The organism is Frigoribacterium sp. 2-23, from assembly GCF_049601585.1.
Classification (GTDB): Bacteria; Actinomycetota; Actinomycetes; order Actinomycetales; family Microbacteriaceae; genus Frigoribacterium.
In genome coordinates this window covers 217,588-230,758 of record NZ_CP187126.1, presented here as the reverse complement: position 1 = coordinate 230,758, position 13,171 = coordinate 217,588, and the positions used below count along the sequence as shown (strand labels likewise).

General features: G+C 72.1%; 14 protein-coding genes. 8 read left to right on the top strand and 6 right to left on the bottom strand.

What is annotated here, in order from left to right:
• Window positions 1-6 precede the first annotated feature (6 nt).
• Entirely contained in the window at window positions 7-855 is an 849-nt protein-coding gene (locus ACPEEZ_RS01115; RefSeq protein WP_423921603.1) for an ABC transporter permease, read from the bottom strand.
• Window positions 856-926: 71 nt separating this feature from the next.
• Window positions 927-1,838, bottom strand: a complete 912-nt coding sequence (locus tag ACPEEZ_RS01110; protein WP_423921600.1) for an ABC transporter ATP-binding protein — start codon at window positions 1,836-1,838, stop codon at window positions 927-929.
• 171 nt (window positions 1,839-2,009) lie between these two features.
• Between ACPEEZ_RS01110 and ACPEEZ_RS01105 the strand changes: the two genes are divergently transcribed.
• The 4 genes from ACPEEZ_RS01105 to ACPEEZ_RS01090 all read left to right on the top strand — a co-directional run bounded on the left by ACPEEZ_RS01105 (window position 2,010) and on the right by ACPEEZ_RS01090 (window position 5,487).
• Window positions 2,010-3,386 carry a carboxylesterase family protein gene (locus tag ACPEEZ_RS01105; protein WP_423921597.1) on the top strand — a complete coding sequence of 459 codons (1,377 nt, stop codon included), beginning with the start codon at window positions 2,010-2,012 and terminating at the stop codon, window positions 3,384-3,386.
• Between the two features lie 107 nt (window positions 3,387-3,493).
• On the top strand, window positions 3,494-3,736 hold the full coding sequence (locus ACPEEZ_RS01100) for a hypothetical protein (protein ID WP_423921594.1): 243 nt from the start codon (window positions 3,494-3,496) through the stop codon (window positions 3,734-3,736).
• A 131-nt stretch (window positions 3,737-3,867) separates the two neighbouring features.
• Entirely contained in the window at window positions 3,868-4,374 is a 507-nt protein-coding gene (locus ACPEEZ_RS01095; protein WP_423921591.1) for an SRPBCC family protein, read from the top strand.
• 213 nt (window positions 4,375-4,587) lie between these two features.
• Window positions 4,588-5,487 carry an SDR family oxidoreductase gene (locus tag ACPEEZ_RS01090; protein ID WP_423921588.1) on the top strand — a complete coding sequence of 300 codons (900 nt, stop codon included), beginning with the start codon at window positions 4,588-4,590 and terminating at the stop codon, window positions 5,485-5,487.
• A 117-nt stretch (window positions 5,488-5,604) separates the two neighbouring features.
• Here ACPEEZ_RS01090 and ACPEEZ_RS01085 read toward each other — a convergent pair whose 3' ends face one another.
• Window positions 5,605-6,585 carry a glycoside hydrolase family 16 protein gene (locus ACPEEZ_RS01085; RefSeq protein WP_423921586.1) on the bottom strand — a complete coding sequence of 327 codons (981 nt, stop codon included), beginning with the start codon at window positions 6,583-6,585 and terminating at the stop codon, window positions 5,605-5,607.
• Between the two features lie 363 nt (window positions 6,586-6,948).
• Here ACPEEZ_RS01085 and ACPEEZ_RS01080 point away from each other — a divergent pair, with 363 nt between their 5' ends.
• Entirely contained in the window at window positions 6,949-7,314 is a 366-nt protein-coding gene (locus tag ACPEEZ_RS01080) for an ArsR/SmtB family transcription factor (protein ID WP_423921583.1), read from the top strand.
• A 132-nt stretch (window positions 7,315-7,446) separates the two neighbouring features.
• On the opposite strand, the gene ACPEEZ_RS01075 is transcribed toward ACPEEZ_RS01080, so the two are convergent.
• The 3 genes from ACPEEZ_RS01075 to ACPEEZ_RS01065 all read right to left on the bottom strand — a co-directional run bounded on the left by ACPEEZ_RS01075 (window position 7,447) and on the right by ACPEEZ_RS01065 (window position 10,816).
• Entirely contained in the window at window positions 7,447-8,217 is a 771-nt protein-coding gene (locus tag ACPEEZ_RS01075; protein ID WP_423921580.1) for a YqjF family protein, read from the bottom strand.
• A gap of 227 nt (window positions 8,218-8,444) precedes the next feature.
• Window positions 8,445-9,146 carry a hypothetical protein gene (locus ACPEEZ_RS01070; RefSeq protein ID WP_423920614.1) on the bottom strand — a complete coding sequence of 234 codons (702 nt, stop codon included), beginning with the start codon at window positions 9,144-9,146 and terminating at the stop codon, window positions 8,445-8,447.
• Between the two features lie 788 nt (window positions 9,147-9,934).
• Window positions 9,935-10,816 (bottom strand): oxygenase MpaB family protein, encoded by an 882-nt coding sequence (locus ACPEEZ_RS01065; protein ID WP_423921577.1) that lies wholly within the window; start codon window positions 10,814-10,816, stop codon window positions 9,935-9,937.
• A 22-nt stretch (window positions 10,817-10,838) separates the two neighbouring features.
• Here ACPEEZ_RS01065 and ACPEEZ_RS01060 point away from each other — a divergent pair, with 22 nt between their 5' ends.
• From ACPEEZ_RS01060 to ACPEEZ_RS01050, 3 genes are read left to right on the top strand one after another with little or no spacing between them, the layout of a single operon-like run.
• On the top strand, window positions 10,839-11,261 hold the full coding sequence (locus ACPEEZ_RS01060) for a hypothetical protein (RefSeq protein ID WP_423921574.1): 423 nt from the start codon (window positions 10,839-10,841) through the stop codon (window positions 11,259-11,261).
• Window positions 11,258-11,815, top strand: coding sequence for a hypothetical protein (locus tag ACPEEZ_RS01055; protein WP_423921572.1), 558 nt, complete (start codon window positions 11,258-11,260; stop codon window positions 11,813-11,815). The genes ACPEEZ_RS01060 and ACPEEZ_RS01055 overlap by 4 nt, the downstream gene beginning before the upstream one ends.
• A 52-nt stretch (window positions 11,816-11,867) precedes the next feature.
• On the top strand, window positions 11,868-12,851 hold the full coding sequence (locus ACPEEZ_RS01050) for a hypothetical protein (RefSeq protein ID WP_423921570.1): 984 nt from the start codon (window positions 11,868-11,870) through the stop codon (window positions 12,849-12,851).
• Window positions 12,852-13,171: the final 320 nt, after the last annotated feature.

Below are 13,171 nucleotides of genomic sequence, written 5' to 3'. Positions count from 1 at the left end.
GGTCGGCTACACGTCCCGCCGGGTGAGCAGGGCGATCGCACCGACCGTCGGCAGGACGAGCCAGCCCGCCAGCACGGCGATGTCCCGGCCGAGGTCGGCCATCGGCTCGACACCCGCGACCAGCTTGCCCATGATCTGGTCAGCGTACGGCAGCAGGTACGACGTGGCCGAGCCGTCGCCGATGAACGCGAAGGCCACCGGCACGACGAACAGCAGCGCGAACACGAGCGAGATGCCGGCGGCGGCATTGCGGACGATGGTCGCGATCATGACGCAGACCACCGCGAGGAACACCCAGAACAGCGTCGTCCCGCCGACCGTCTGCGCCAGCTCGACGCCGATGGTCGCCTCGACACCGCGGCTCGCGAACACGGCGGCGCCGGCGGCGAGGGCACCGAGCGCCGTGACGATCGACAGCACGACCGCGGCCGCAGCGGCGACGATCGACTTCGAGGCCAGCACGCGCAGTCGGCTCGGGTCCGAGGCGAGGGTGGTCCGCATCTGGCCCGACGCGTACTCGCCGGTGACGAGCAGCACGGCCAGGATCGCGACGATCAGCTCGCCGACGGTGCTGACCGAGCCGACCACCCGGGCGGTCGAGGCCGCGGTGTCGACGATCGCCGCGCCTCCGTCGCGGGCCTCGGTCGCCGCGACCAGGGCGGCGGCGCCGGCCGAGAGCACGAGGGCGACGGCGGCCAGCACCCAGGTCGACGGCAGCGTGAGGAGCTTCGTCGACTCCGACGAGAGCGAACGGGCGAACGAGATGCGGGGAGGGCGACCCGAGCGGGTCAGCGGGGTGTACCCGAGCACCGAGGAGGCGCGGGTCGGCTGGGCCGGGGAGGCAGCGGTGGTCATGGGGTTCTCCTTCGAGAGGGGTCGATCGGGGCGAGTGGTGAGGAGGTCGTAGGCGGCCGCGTGCGCGCCGCTCATCGGGCGACTCCGGCGCGGTACTCGACGGCGCCGTCGGTCAGGTCGAAGAACGCGTCCTCGAGCGAGGCCTGCAGCGTCGTCAGCTCGAACACGAGCAGGCCGGCGTCGGCCGCGGCCCGGGCGATCTGCTCGTCGGTGAGGCCGGTGACCTCGAGCGTGTCCGGTGTCGTGCGGGTGACCGTCGCGGCCGCACCGCGCAGCACCTCGTCGAGCCGTCCGGCGTCGTTCGAGCGGACGCGGATCGCTCCCCCACCCGCCCGGGCCAGCACGTCGGCCATGGTCGCGTCGGCGATCACCGAGCCGCGACCGAGCACGATCAGGCGATCGGCCGTCTGGGCCATCTCGCTCATCAGGTGACTGGAGAGCAGCACGGCCCGCCCCTCCGCCGCCATCGCGCGGCAGAGCTGACGCACCCAGATGACGCCCTCGGGGTCGAGGCCGTTGACCGGCTCGTCGAAGATCAGGGTGCCCGGGTCGCCGAGCAGCGCCGTGGCGATGCCGAGCCGCTGCCCCATGCCGAGCGAGAACGACCCGGCGCGCTTGCCGGCGACGCTCTCGAGACCGGTCATGCCGAGTACCTCGTCGACGCGGGCGTTCGTGATGCCGTGCGTGCGGGCGACGACCCGGAGGTGGTTGCGGGCACTCCGCGACGGGTGCACGGCCTTGGCGTCGAGCAGCACCCCGACCTCGTGCAGCGGGGCGACGCTGTCGACGTAGGCGTGACCGTTGACGGTCACGGCGCCCGAGGTCGGACGGTCGAGTCCGACGATCATGCGCATGGTGGTCGACTTGCCGGCGCCGTTCGGGCCGAGGAACCCGGTCACCGTCCCGGGTTCGACGGTGAACGAGATGTCGTCGACGGCGGTCTTGGCGCCGTAGCTCTTGCTGAGGTGGGTGGCTTCGATCATGGGGACGACGCTACGAACGGGCCGGGGTGCGCCGCGTCGGCTCGGAGTGCCGTCGTCGTGGTACCCCGGTGCCACTCGCCGAACCCCGCGGGGCGGGCCGCGGGCGCGCGAGGGCGGCGTCGAGGAGGCGCGGCTAGCGTGGCCGCATCTCCCTCCGTCGAAAGGACGCCCGTGACCCTGAGCACGCCCCCGACCGTGTCCGACACCGACCGCCGCGCATTCGAGACGCCGAGCGGCACGATCGTCGGCCGGGTCGACGGCGATGTCGTGCGGGTGCTCGGCGTGCCGTACGCCGAAGCCGATCGGTTCGAGGAGCCGCGACCCGTCCCCCGCCGCGCCGAGCCGCTGCTCGCGTTCGACCGGGCGCCGGCCTCGCCGCAGATCCCGTCGGCCCTGCTCACCGAGCTCATCGAGGGAGCCTCGGCGGGCATGCGCGACGACGAGCACTGCCAGCGGTTGTCGATCACGATCCCGACGGCGACGGTGGACGACGGCGACACGACCCGCGCCTCCGTACCGGTCATGGTCTGGATCCACGGCGGCTCGTACGTCACCGGAGCCGGCGACCTCGACGTCTACGACCCGCGCGCGCTCGTCACCGAGCAGGACGTGATCGTCGTCACCGTCACGTACCGGCTCGGCGTGCTGGGGTTCCTCGGGGACGGCGACGACGTGCCCGCGAACCTCGGGCTCCTCGACCAGCTCGCCGCCGTGCGCTGGGTGCACGAGAACATCGCGGCGTTCGGCGGCGACCCCGATCGCATCACGCTGTTCGGGCAGTCGGCGGGCGGCGACGCGATCGCGCACCTCATGATCAGCGAGGGTGCGGAGGGGCTGTTCCGACGGGCCATCGTGCAGAGCGCTCCGTTCGGGCTGACGGCCGGGCGGTCGCGGATGAACGCGGCGATGAGCAAGGCGGTCGGCTCCCCGGAGCGGACCGCGCCCATCGCCGACGTGCTGCGGAAGCAGGCCGTGGCCGAGCGTGCCGCCCGCCGGTTCGGGTTGCGCGGCGGCATGGCGTTCGGCACGCAGTACGGGCATGCTCCCCTACCGGACGAGCGCGACCGCGACGCCGCCTGGAGCCGCGTCGCCCCCTCGATCGACGTCATGATCGGGTCGACGACCCACGAGACGGGCCTGTTCGCGGCCTTCGTACCGGCGCTCGCGCGGTTGTTCGCCCTGCCGGTCGTGGGTCGCCACCTGCGCGAGCTGATCGTGGGACGCACGACGCGCCTCCTCTATACGGACGGCGCTCGGCGGTTCGCCCGCCGGCATCGCGCGGCGGGCGGTCGGGCGACGGTGTTCGAGTTCACGTGGGCTCCGCGCGACACGGTGTTCGGCGCGGCGCACGTCACCGACGTGCCGCTACTGCTCGGCACGCGCGAGGCCTGGGAGCACACGAAGCTCGTCGGCTCGAGCGCATGGAGCGACATCGACCGGCGCGGGCGACGCGTGCGGCAGATCTGGGCCGAGTTCGCACGGACGGGGCGCGTCCCGGCCGACGCCGCCGCCGGGATGCGCGACACGCTGGTGCTGCACCGCGGGTGACGCGCGGCCAGCGCGGCGGCGGACCGGCTGCCGCGAACCGGCGGCGGCGACGACGGTGGCGACGGACCGGGCCATCGCGTGCGGCGTAGGCTCCGAACCTCCTCCGCATGAACGATTCCTCCCCCGCCTCCGCGCCCGCCTGCTCGATCTGCCACGGGCCGACCGAGCTGCGTCCCAACCCGTACTTCGGGTCGGGGCTGTCGGTGCACCCGCACCTCCGGGTCTGCCAGCGCTGCTCGGCGGTCGCGTTCGAGCTGGTCGACGACCCGATCGACGCCGAGGAGGCGCGGGGCACGACACCCCGGAGCCTGCGTGGCCGCCTGGCGGCCTGGTACCGCGCGCTCCCCTGACCGTCGCGCCTCCTGAGCGGCGTGCCTCCCGACCGACGTCCGGGCCGCCTCGAACCCCGTTGCGGAGGCGCGGCGCGAGCGGGGAGGCACGCGCGGGCAGACCGGGCGGCGGTCGGCTCCGAACAGCGAGCATGAGCGACGAACGCAACGCAACGGCGGTCGGGGCGTCCGCGACCGGCGTGACCCGTGCCTCCTCGGGGGTGGCCTGGCGCATCGGGACACCGATGACGCCGGTCGGGTACTACCCGGCGTACGGGCCGCTGCCGGCCGTGGACGAGGTGCGCGAGCAGACGGGCGCATGGGACTCCCCTGGCCAGACGCGGCAGCTGATGCTGTCGGACGGCGGCAGCGTGGTCGAGACGCTCGTGCGGGTGGACCCTCCGGCGGACGGGGCGAGCGGCACGTTCGTGTACGAGCTGAGCCGGTTCCAGAAGCTGTTCGGACGGATCGTCTCGGGAGCGCGGGCGGTCTGGGTGTACACGCCGGACTCGCGCGGCACCCGCATCGACTGGACGTACACGTACGTCGCGCGGCCCGGCTGGGGGCTGGTGCTGCGCGGGATCATCCGGTTCTTCTGGGCGCCGTACATGCGCCGCGTGCTGCCCGGCATCATCGCCGAGATCGACCGGCACGCCTGAGGTCGCGGCCGCGCGGCGGATCCGTCTCGAATGTGCGACCGATCGACGGCGCAACGGGGTTCTTGAGCGGCGTGTCGAGGCCTGAGCGGGCGAGACGGTCGCACATTGCGAACACGAGCCGCCGGCGCGCACGACGCACGCACTCGCCCGGCACGTCCCCCGGCCCAGCGCCTTCGCAGGGCGGCGCCCCGGCGCGCGGCGTAGGACGGACTCATGACCCGCGACCAGTACACGTTCCACGACCCCCGCACGCTCTACCCGAACATCAGCCCCGAGGTGCAGCAGCAGCCCGAGCCCGGCCTGCAGTCGCGCATGACCCCGGTGCCCGACCTCGGCGAGGACACCTACCGCGGCACGGGTCGCCTGACCGGCCGTCGTGCGCTGATCACGGGTGCCGACTCCGGCATCGGAGCCGCCGTCGCGATCGCCTACGCCCGCGAGGGTGCCGACATCGCCCTGTCGTACCTCCCCGAGGAGCAGGAGGACGCCGACCACGTCGTCGCGCAGATCGAGGCCGCGGGGCGGCGCGCGGTGACGATCCCCGGGGACATCACCAGCGCCTCCTTCTGTCGTGAGCTCGTCGCGACCGCCGCCGAGGAGCTGGGCGGCCTCGACACCGTGGTCAACGTCGCCGGCAAGCAGGTCTGGCACGAGAAGATCGAGGACATCGACGACGAGGACTTCGCCGCCACCTTCGCCACGAACATCTTCGCCCCGTTCTGGATCGTCAAGGCGGCCCTGCCGCATCTCGCCCCCGGGTCGACGATCATCAACACGGCGTCGCTCGAGGCGTACAAGCCGGCTCCCGATCGACTCGACTACGCGACGACCAAGGGCGCGATCAACAACTTCTCGAAGGGGCTGGCGCAGCAGCTGATCACGCGGGGTATCCGCGTGAACGTCGTCGCCCCCGGGCCGACCTGGAGCGTGCTGCAGGTCACCGGCGGGGTCGATCCCGAGTCGCTGCCCGAGTTCGGCTCGAGCGAGACGCCCCTCGGCCGCGCGGGCCAGCCGGCCGAGCTCGCCCCCGCGTACGTGTTCCTGGCGAGCGCCGAGTCGAGCTTCGTCGCCGGCGAGACGCTCAACGTGAACGGCGGCATGGTCACCCCGTAGCCCGGCACGCAGCGCCCGGTGCCCCGGCGCGCTGGCGCGTTCGAGGCACGGAAGACCCGAGGAGGCACGGTGCGGCGAGAGCGCGCACCGTGCCTCCTCGAGGTCACCGGTCGGGAGCTAGTCCCAGATCGAGATCCAGTCGATGCTGACGTGTCCGTCGGCGTCGGCCGGCACGTCGCCGCTCAGGGCGGTCTCGCCCTGGAGCGTCACGCGCATGTCGGACTGCGGCACCGCCTCGGTGGTCGACGCGACGAGCGCGCCGTCCCAGTAGAAGCGCACCTCGCCGTGATCCCACTCGGTGGTCGCGACGTGGTACTCGCTCGAGTCGGAGGTCGTGAACTGCTCGTCGTCGGGCTTGAACGTCATGGTGCCGTTCGACATCGACCCGGGGATCGCCGACGCGGGTCGCGGTACCCCGCCCAGCCCGGCCTCGGGCCAGTCGATCTCGCCCTCGTTCCAGTTGTCGCTCGACGGCCACAGCATGCCGACGAACTTGTAGCCCTCGGTGTCGGTCGTCTTGTAGCGGATCGAGACGCGAGCCGTGTCGTGCGGAGCCCAGCCGTCGGGCAGGATCGTCGCGACGAGCGGCTGCCCGTTCTCGGAGTGCAGGTGCATGTCGAGGACGCCGTCCGATGCGCTCAGCACCTTGTCGGGGGCGTAGAGACCGCGACCGCTGGTGTCGCTGTGGCCCTCGTAGACGCCCATCTGCCGGTACGTGCTCAAGAACGAGCCGACGGGCGCGTCCGTGTCGAAGTCCTCGGCGTAGCTCTGCTTCCAGGTGCGTCCGTTCGAGGTGACGTCGCCCTTCGGCATGGCCGTGCTCGCATCGGCGGCCGACGTCGATTCGACGGGCTGTGGCGCGACGGCCGGGGCGGGTGCCGCCGACTCGGTCGGCTGCGGCGTCGTGCTCGGCGTCGGCGTCGCGCTCGGTGTCGGCTCGACCGTGTCCGTCGCACTCGGCGTCGGCGTGACGGCGTCCGTCGACGGTGCGGACCCCGTGGAGGCGCCCGACACGCTTCCGAGGACTCCGACCATCGACCCGGCGGTGGCGGCCGTCGCGGCCCACATCGCCCATCTGCGGTAATTCCATCTGCTCATGTGCTGCATTCCTCCCAGATAGCCCTGAAGCGATCAGAACGCTAACCCGGGTGAAACCGTCCCCCCTTCGAGGGGCAACCCGGATACCATCGAGGAGGCGCGGCTCCGGCCCCCGAGACAGCGATCGTCGATCGTCGTCTCGGCCGGTCCGAGCCGCAGAAATCCCTGCACCACCGCGCTTTCTCGGCAATCTCCGCACTGATCCACAGGCTCGCCCAGGGCCTGATCCCGACAATTCGATCAGTTCGACGCGTCTCGAACCGTGTAGGGGCACGCAGTTCGACGGGCATCGAACCGTCCGCACCGATCCGCACGACCCGCCCGACCCGGGGCGTGCCGGATCCGCCCACCCTCAGAGGCCCCATGCCGCCGCGATATCTGCATCAACCCGATATCGAGAGCGCCGAACTGCTCGACATCATGAGCGCGCTCTCCGACCCCGTCCGTCTGCGACTGTTCGCGCGCCTCCTCGATGGGGAGTACCACCTGCTCGCGACCGAACTCGCCGACCTCGAGGTGAAGAAGTCGACCATGTCGCATCACGCGAAGGTGATGCGCGAAGCGGGACTCACGACGACGCGCATCGTCGGTCGCCAGAACGAGATGCGGCTGCGACTCGAGGAGCTGGACGAGCGGTTCCCCGGCCTCATCGAGGGGCTGCGCCCGGCGGCCCGCGAGGCGGAGGCGACGACGCGCTGGCTGCGGTCGCAGGCGCGGCCGCCCGGGTGAGCCGGGTTGCCCTGTTCCCAGCTCCCTGCTCCCTGCTCCCTGCTCCCTGCTCCCTGCTCCCTCGACGATGTGACGCGTTCGGTCGATGTTCGTCGGGAACATCGACCCGACGCGACATGTCGATGAGGAGCGTCAGGAGGCGGGGCGTGCGAACCGCGTGCTGACTCCCGGTGAGTAGAGCACCGAGTCGGGCGGGGTCTCGGCGAGCCCCTCGAACCCCGTCGCGGCGAGCAGCTCGTCGTCGAGTTCGAGCAGCTCGGCCCGGTGGAGCGACCAGGTCGGGTGGTTGTTCGGCCAGAACCGGGTGCGCCCGCGACGGCCGACGTGCATGCCCCAGCGCGCCGTGAGGAACTCCGCGAGCGGGTCGTCCGTCACGGGTTCATCGAGAGGACGGATGCGGACATGCGTCTGCGGCCGGGTCGGAGAGAACGGAGACGCCGAGGGCCACCGGCGACGACTGTCGTACGTGATGCCGTCGGCGTCGCGGCGGATGCTCATGCCGGCCCAGGTATACGGCAGGCCGAGGCCGATGCGGGCGGCCAGCACCGGGACGAGCTTCGACGCCTCGAGCGTGCGGAACACGACACCGCGCCGGCCGTCGGCGCCCACGCTGTACAGCCGCACATTGGTCTCGGCGAACCGGCCGAAGTACGGCACGGCCGGCAGCGGACCGAACGCCGAGCTCGAGAGCTCGAACGGGATCAGCCCGACCCAGCTCGTCCCGTCGACGACGTCGGGGCGGGTGCCGGGTGGGAGGAACGGCTCGACCCGAGCAGGATCGACCCGCCAGTGCAGGAACGCGAGATCACCCCAGAACTGCGAGATGACTCCGGGGCCGGGCAGCGCGGGGGCGAGCCGCGAGATCGGCTCGGGGTCGCGGCCGGACTCGGGCGGAGGGGTCATGTGCCGAGCGTACGCAGCGCGGGTTGCCGCGGGCCGGGTTGCGGCGCGGCGGGCTGCAGCGGGTGGGGCCCGTATGCCGGTGGGCAGGGAAAAACCCCACCCCGCGGTGCGGGATGGGGTTCCACCGGGAACACCGGCCCCGATCAGGTCAGGGTCGGAGCCGGTGTCGCCGTCACGAAGAACCGGACACCCGGACCCCTCTGTGCGGAGGGTCCGGGTGGTGCGGGTTACTTGGTGGCGACGGTGATCTTCGCGACGCCGACGAGCATCTCGGCCTTGACGGCGTCGGTCTTGAAGGTCTGGTTCAACAGGCCGGCCGCGTCCGAGGAGATGTGGACGGTGGTGCCTTCGAGGACGGCGTTGTCGCCCTCCATCTGGAGGGGCTTCAGCGAGCCGCCCCAGAGGTTGAACAGGTAGGCGTGGCTGGCCGCGGTCTGGCCGTTGACGATGACGTCGCCGTAGAGCTTGGAGGCGCCGGGGTCGATGTCGAAGTTCGTCAGCTCGACCTTGGTGTCGCCCGCGGTGAGGCTGAGGCCCGAGTTGTCGTGCTTGATGTCGCCCTGGACGTAGGGGCGGACGCTGCCGGAGGGGTCGTAGTAGTCGACGTTGCCGCCGGTGATGGGGAACGAGAACGTTCCGTTGGCGAACGTGGCGTTGCCGACGACACCCGGGGTCAGGCCGAGGGTGGTGAGGGCGTCGACGAAGGAGGCGTCGACGGCGACCTGGGTGTCGACACCCTTGGACAGGTCGGGGAGCGAGGCCAGCGGGGTCGCGGCGGCCGACGGCTCGGACGATGCCGACGACGACGAACCCGAACCACTGGTGCTGTCGGAGTTCATCGAGCAGGCGGCGAGGCTGAAGGCCAGGGCTCCTGCGGCGACGATGCCGACGGTGGTCTTGGCGATGTTCTTACGCGTGAATGCGTTCATGATCAAACCTTTCGTTGTTCCCGGTGGGGATGTCAGTGGTTCGCCGCCCCCCGGGAATCCGATTGGTGCGTTACCTGACCGTGACCTGCGAGCGCGCCGGGCACCCCGGCCGTGCCTCCCCGGGGGTCGTGTCGCGCTCGCGACGTCGTGTCGCGCACGAACACGACACGACGCCGCAGACCGCACACGACACCAGCCCGCGGCCCGCGCGGTGCGACCGGGCCGCGAGCGGCCAGAAACCAGGGGTTGCCGGGCGGCACACCCGCAGGAAGCGCCCACTCGCGCGGGTGGGCGCGGGGTTACATCCGTCAGGGGAGGGTGCAGGGCTAAGCCCCGGGGTGTGTTGTCCCGGTACGGGTGCGAAGCGCAACCGACCCTGGGGAGGCGCGGCGCGGGCCGGGCGGACACGGCGCCTCCTCGGGGTCGTGTCGCGTTCGCGACGTCGTGTCGCGCACGAACACGACACGACGACGCGAACCACACACGACACCAGCGCCGGGCCGCGAGCGGAAAGAAACCGGGGGTCGCGGGGCGCCGCACCCGCAGCAAGCGCCCACTCGCGTGGGCGTCGCGGCGGGCACCAACTCGACCCCCGGGGAGGCGCGGTGCGGGCCGGGCGGACACCGCGCCTCCCGGGGTCGTGTCGCGTTCGCGGCATCGTGTCGCGCACGAGCACGACACGACGACGCGAAGGCCACACGACACCGGCCCCGGGCCGCGAGCGGGCAGAAACCGGGGGTTGCGGGTCGGCGCACCCGCAGAACGCGCCCACTCGTGGGCGGCGCGGGTCAGCGGCGCGGGCCGATGTCGTCGAGGGCGTAGCCGCCGGGGTAAACACGCGACGCCTCGCCGCTCGTGAACTCGACGCCGGCAGAACCCCGCGCAGCACGCCGCACAGCCGCGCGGCGCCGCAGCCGGACGCCCGCGGCCACGGCCCGACGCACGAACCGCGGCAGCACCGGCAGCCCGAGCGCCCGCGACATCACGGGGTCGTCGAACAGCGCGCTGACGCCGAGCCGCGCCACGAGCGTCACGGCGGGCCGCACCCGCCGCGGAGCCGACTCGACCAGCGCACCGAGCGTGCTCGCCATCAGCCGCGCCCCGGCTGCGCTGGGCTCGGCATGGGCCGCCTCGTACGCGGTGCAGAACCGCTCGGCCTCGGCCAGCGTCGCGGGAACTCCGTCGAGGCCGAGCTCCGCCCCGAGCCGGCCGAAGAAGGCGGCGGCCTGGGCGAGCTCGTGCGCGTCGAGCGACCGCGGCGCCGTCCGCCGCACCAGGCGCAGCGGGGCGACGAACAGCGTCTCGAGCACATACAGATAGTCGTCACGCGACCCGGGGACACCGCGGTGCACACGGCGCAGGAGGTCGACCATGCGCCTCCCGCGCTCCGAATCGAAGCCGTTCGTGACGATCTCGTAGACGACGATCGACGTGTCCTTCGCCCGGCGCATCGGCTCCGACGCGATCTGCCCCGACGCGTCGAGCGGCGCCGCGATCGCGGGGCTCGCGAAGTTCGAGAAGTAGGCGAGCTTGAAGCCGAGCCTGAAATCGGGGCCGAGATCGGTCAGCACGGCGAGCCGGAACCGGCCGAACAGGGCCTCGTCGGCCGCCGACAGGACGGGCAGCGAAGGAGGCGCGGCGGACGCACCGGGGACTGCTCGCGAGGCCATCCCTCATGGTAGACATGTCGCCATGAACGGCCCCGACCCCCGCGAGCTCGCGAAGCGTCTGACGCTGCTGCTCGACCACGTCGAGGCGGTCCGCGGCGCTCCGTACACCTTCACCGAGGTGAACCGCTTCCTCGAGGACCGCGGCATCCCGCTGTCGCGCGCCCGCTGGTCGTACATGCTGAGCGGCGACTCGTTCCGGGTGCGCGACGCCGACGTGCTGACCGGGTTGGCCGAGCTGTTCGGCGTCGACGCCGACTACCTGCGCGGCACGGGCGAGCTGCCCCGCGCGGTCGAGGCCGAGATGCACCTCGTGCGCTCGCTCCGCCGGGCTCGCGTGCAGAACTTCGCCGCCCGCAACCTCGGCGACACCGACCCGGCGGCCTACGAGGCGATCGCCGACTACCTCGACCGCCAGGCCGCGCAGGAAGCGGCCGAGCCGCGATGACCCGCGGAGACGCACAGACAGCCGGAGGCACGGACGACGCACAGGGCACCGGCGCCGACGCGACCGCGACCGCGACCGCGAGACGAGCTCAGCACGACGGCGAAGAGCTGGCGGCGCGGGCCTTCGCGCAGCTGACCCTGCCCGACGAGCCGACCCTCGACAGCATCGTCGCCTACGTCGCCGCGGTGCGCGACCGCCCGATCAGCGTGACCGAGCTGCCCACCCTCACCGGCACGAGCACCTGCGGCTGGTGGAACGCCCTCGCCGACCGCGACGAGATCCTCATCGCTCCCCCGCTCTCGGAGCAGCACCGCCACGCGCTCGTGCTGCACGAGGTCGGCCACCTCGTCCTCGACCACACCGGGCTCGTGCCGGCGCGATCGATCGCCACGACACTCACGGCGGTCGCCCCGACGCACGGCACGATCTCGGCGGCCCGCTCGCATTTCACGGACGCCACCGAGGTCGCGGCCGAGCTGCTCGCCGATGCGTTCGCGCGGGCGATCCGGCGCGGACCGACACGGCTCAGCCGGTTCCTCGGGGTGTTCTCGTGACACGCGCCGCGTCGTCGCACCGGGCGCCAGCCGAGCCGAGGCCGCTCGACCCGTGAACGACGTGATCCTGCCCGCCGTCATGTGGGCGGTCGTGATCTGTTGCGCGTTCCCGCGTCGCCGTGGCCGCGATCTCTCCGTGCTGCTCGCGGGTCTCTTCATGGCGCTGTCGTTCACGGTCACGGCGGGGCCGGTCTACCGGGCGGTCGAGCACCTGACCGGTGACGTCAACGTCACCGATCTGATCAAGCACACGCTCTTCGTCGTCGCGGTCACGTTCCTCGCCCGGGCGATCCTGCGGGCGGTGGGCCCCGCCTCCTTCGCCCGCGGCAGTCGGCTGAGGCGGTTCGGCGCCCTCGTCCCGCTCGGGGTGCTCGTGGTGCAGACCGTCGCGTTCGTCGCCATCGATCGCAGTGCGGGCTCGACGACCTCGTTCATGCTCGAGTTCGGCGATCAGCCGGCCGCGATGGTCTACTCGATGGCGCACTTCGTGTACTTCGGCGTGACCCTCGGCGCCGTGGGCTTCGCGTGCGTCCACTCGGGGTACCAGTCGGCGCCGACGTTCGTGCGCGTCGGCATCCGCTTCTTGATCGCCGGATGCGCGGTGTCGGTCGTCACGGCCGCCCTGTTGGTCGTGCGCGACGCGACCCGGGTCGCGGGCCTCCGAGAGTTCTCGGACACCCTCCAGCAGGGTTACGCTCCCCTGCTGCTCGCCTCGGTGCTGCTCGTCGCCCTGGGGTTGGGCCTGCCTCCCGTGCTCGGTGGGTCGACGCGACGTCAGCTCGCGCGACAGCTGCCCGAGCTGACGGTCGGCCTGGAACGGATGCGCGACCGCGCCTCCGGAGATCGCGTCAGCCTGAGGTTCCCCTCCGGCACCCGCATGCCCGGCGACGAGGCGACCCCGCTCGACGAGGTGCACCGCCTGGTCGTGGAGGTGCGGGACCAGATGTTCCTGAACCCCGCGTTCGTGCCGACGGACGACGAGCAGCGCGTCCTGGCCCGCAGCGAGCGCCTCGTCGGGCGGCTCGAGCTGCTGTAGCCGCCCCGCCCTCGAACGATGTGTCGCGTCGGGCTGATGTTCCGCCGCGACATCGGCAGAACGGGTCACGTCGTTCAGGAAGCCTGCCCCGCCCTCGAACGATGTGTCGCGCCGGGCTGATGATTCGCCGCGACATCGGCAGAACGGGTCACTTCGTTGAGGAGATGCCCCCGTCAAAGAGATGACCCCGCGTCAGCCGGCCTGTGGGGGGACGAGCACGGCGACGCGGGGTCGTATCAGTTGGGGGGAACTGATGTCGTCAACGGTACGCACCCGCGACCGTTGTCGGCAACCCTAGACATGTCCAACTTGGTCCGTGT

Excerpts from the sequence above, each read along its gene's own strand:
- ACPEEZ_RS01115 (WP_423921603.1), bottom strand. The coding sequence starts at position 855 with ATGACCACCGCTGCCTCCCCGGCCCAGCCGACCCGCGCCTCCTCGGTG.
- ACPEEZ_RS01110 (WP_423921600.1), bottom strand. The coding sequence starts at position 1,838 with ATGATCGAAGCCACCCACCTCAGCAAGAGCTACGGCGCCAAGACCGCC.
- ACPEEZ_RS01100 (WP_423921594.1), top strand. The coding sequence starts at position 3,494 with ATGAACGATTCCTCCCCCGCCTCCGCGCCCGCCTGCTCGATCTGCCAC.
- ACPEEZ_RS01095 (WP_423921591.1), top strand. The coding sequence starts at position 3,868 with ATGAGCGACGAACGCAACGCAACGGCGGTCGGGGCGTCCGCGACCGGC.
- ACPEEZ_RS01090 (WP_423921588.1), top strand. The coding sequence starts at position 4,588 with ATGACCCGCGACCAGTACACGTTCCACGACCCCCGCACGCTCTACCCG.
- ACPEEZ_RS01085 (WP_423921586.1), bottom strand. The coding sequence starts at position 6,585 with ATGAGCAGATGGAATTACCGCAGATGGGCGATGTGGGCCGCGACGGCC.
- ACPEEZ_RS01080 (WP_423921583.1), top strand. The coding sequence starts at position 6,949 with ATGCCGCCGCGATATCTGCATCAACCCGATATCGAGAGCGCCGAACTG.
- ACPEEZ_RS01075 (WP_423921580.1), bottom strand. The coding sequence starts at position 8,217 with ATGACCCCTCCGCCCGAGTCCGGCCGCGACCCCGAGCCGATCTCGCGG.
- ACPEEZ_RS01070 (WP_423920614.1), bottom strand. The coding sequence starts at position 9,146 with ATGAACGCATTCACGCGTAAGAACATCGCCAAGACCACCGTCGGCATC.
- ACPEEZ_RS01065 (WP_423921577.1), bottom strand. The coding sequence starts at position 10,816 with ATGGCCTCGCGAGCAGTCCCCGGTGCGTCCGCCGCGCCTCCTTCGCTG.
- ACPEEZ_RS01060 (WP_423921574.1), top strand. The coding sequence starts at position 10,839 with ATGAACGGCCCCGACCCCCGCGAGCTCGCGAAGCGTCTGACGCTGCTG.
- ACPEEZ_RS01055 (WP_423921572.1), top strand. The coding sequence starts at position 11,258 with ATGACCCGCGGAGACGCACAGACAGCCGGAGGCACGGACGACGCACAG.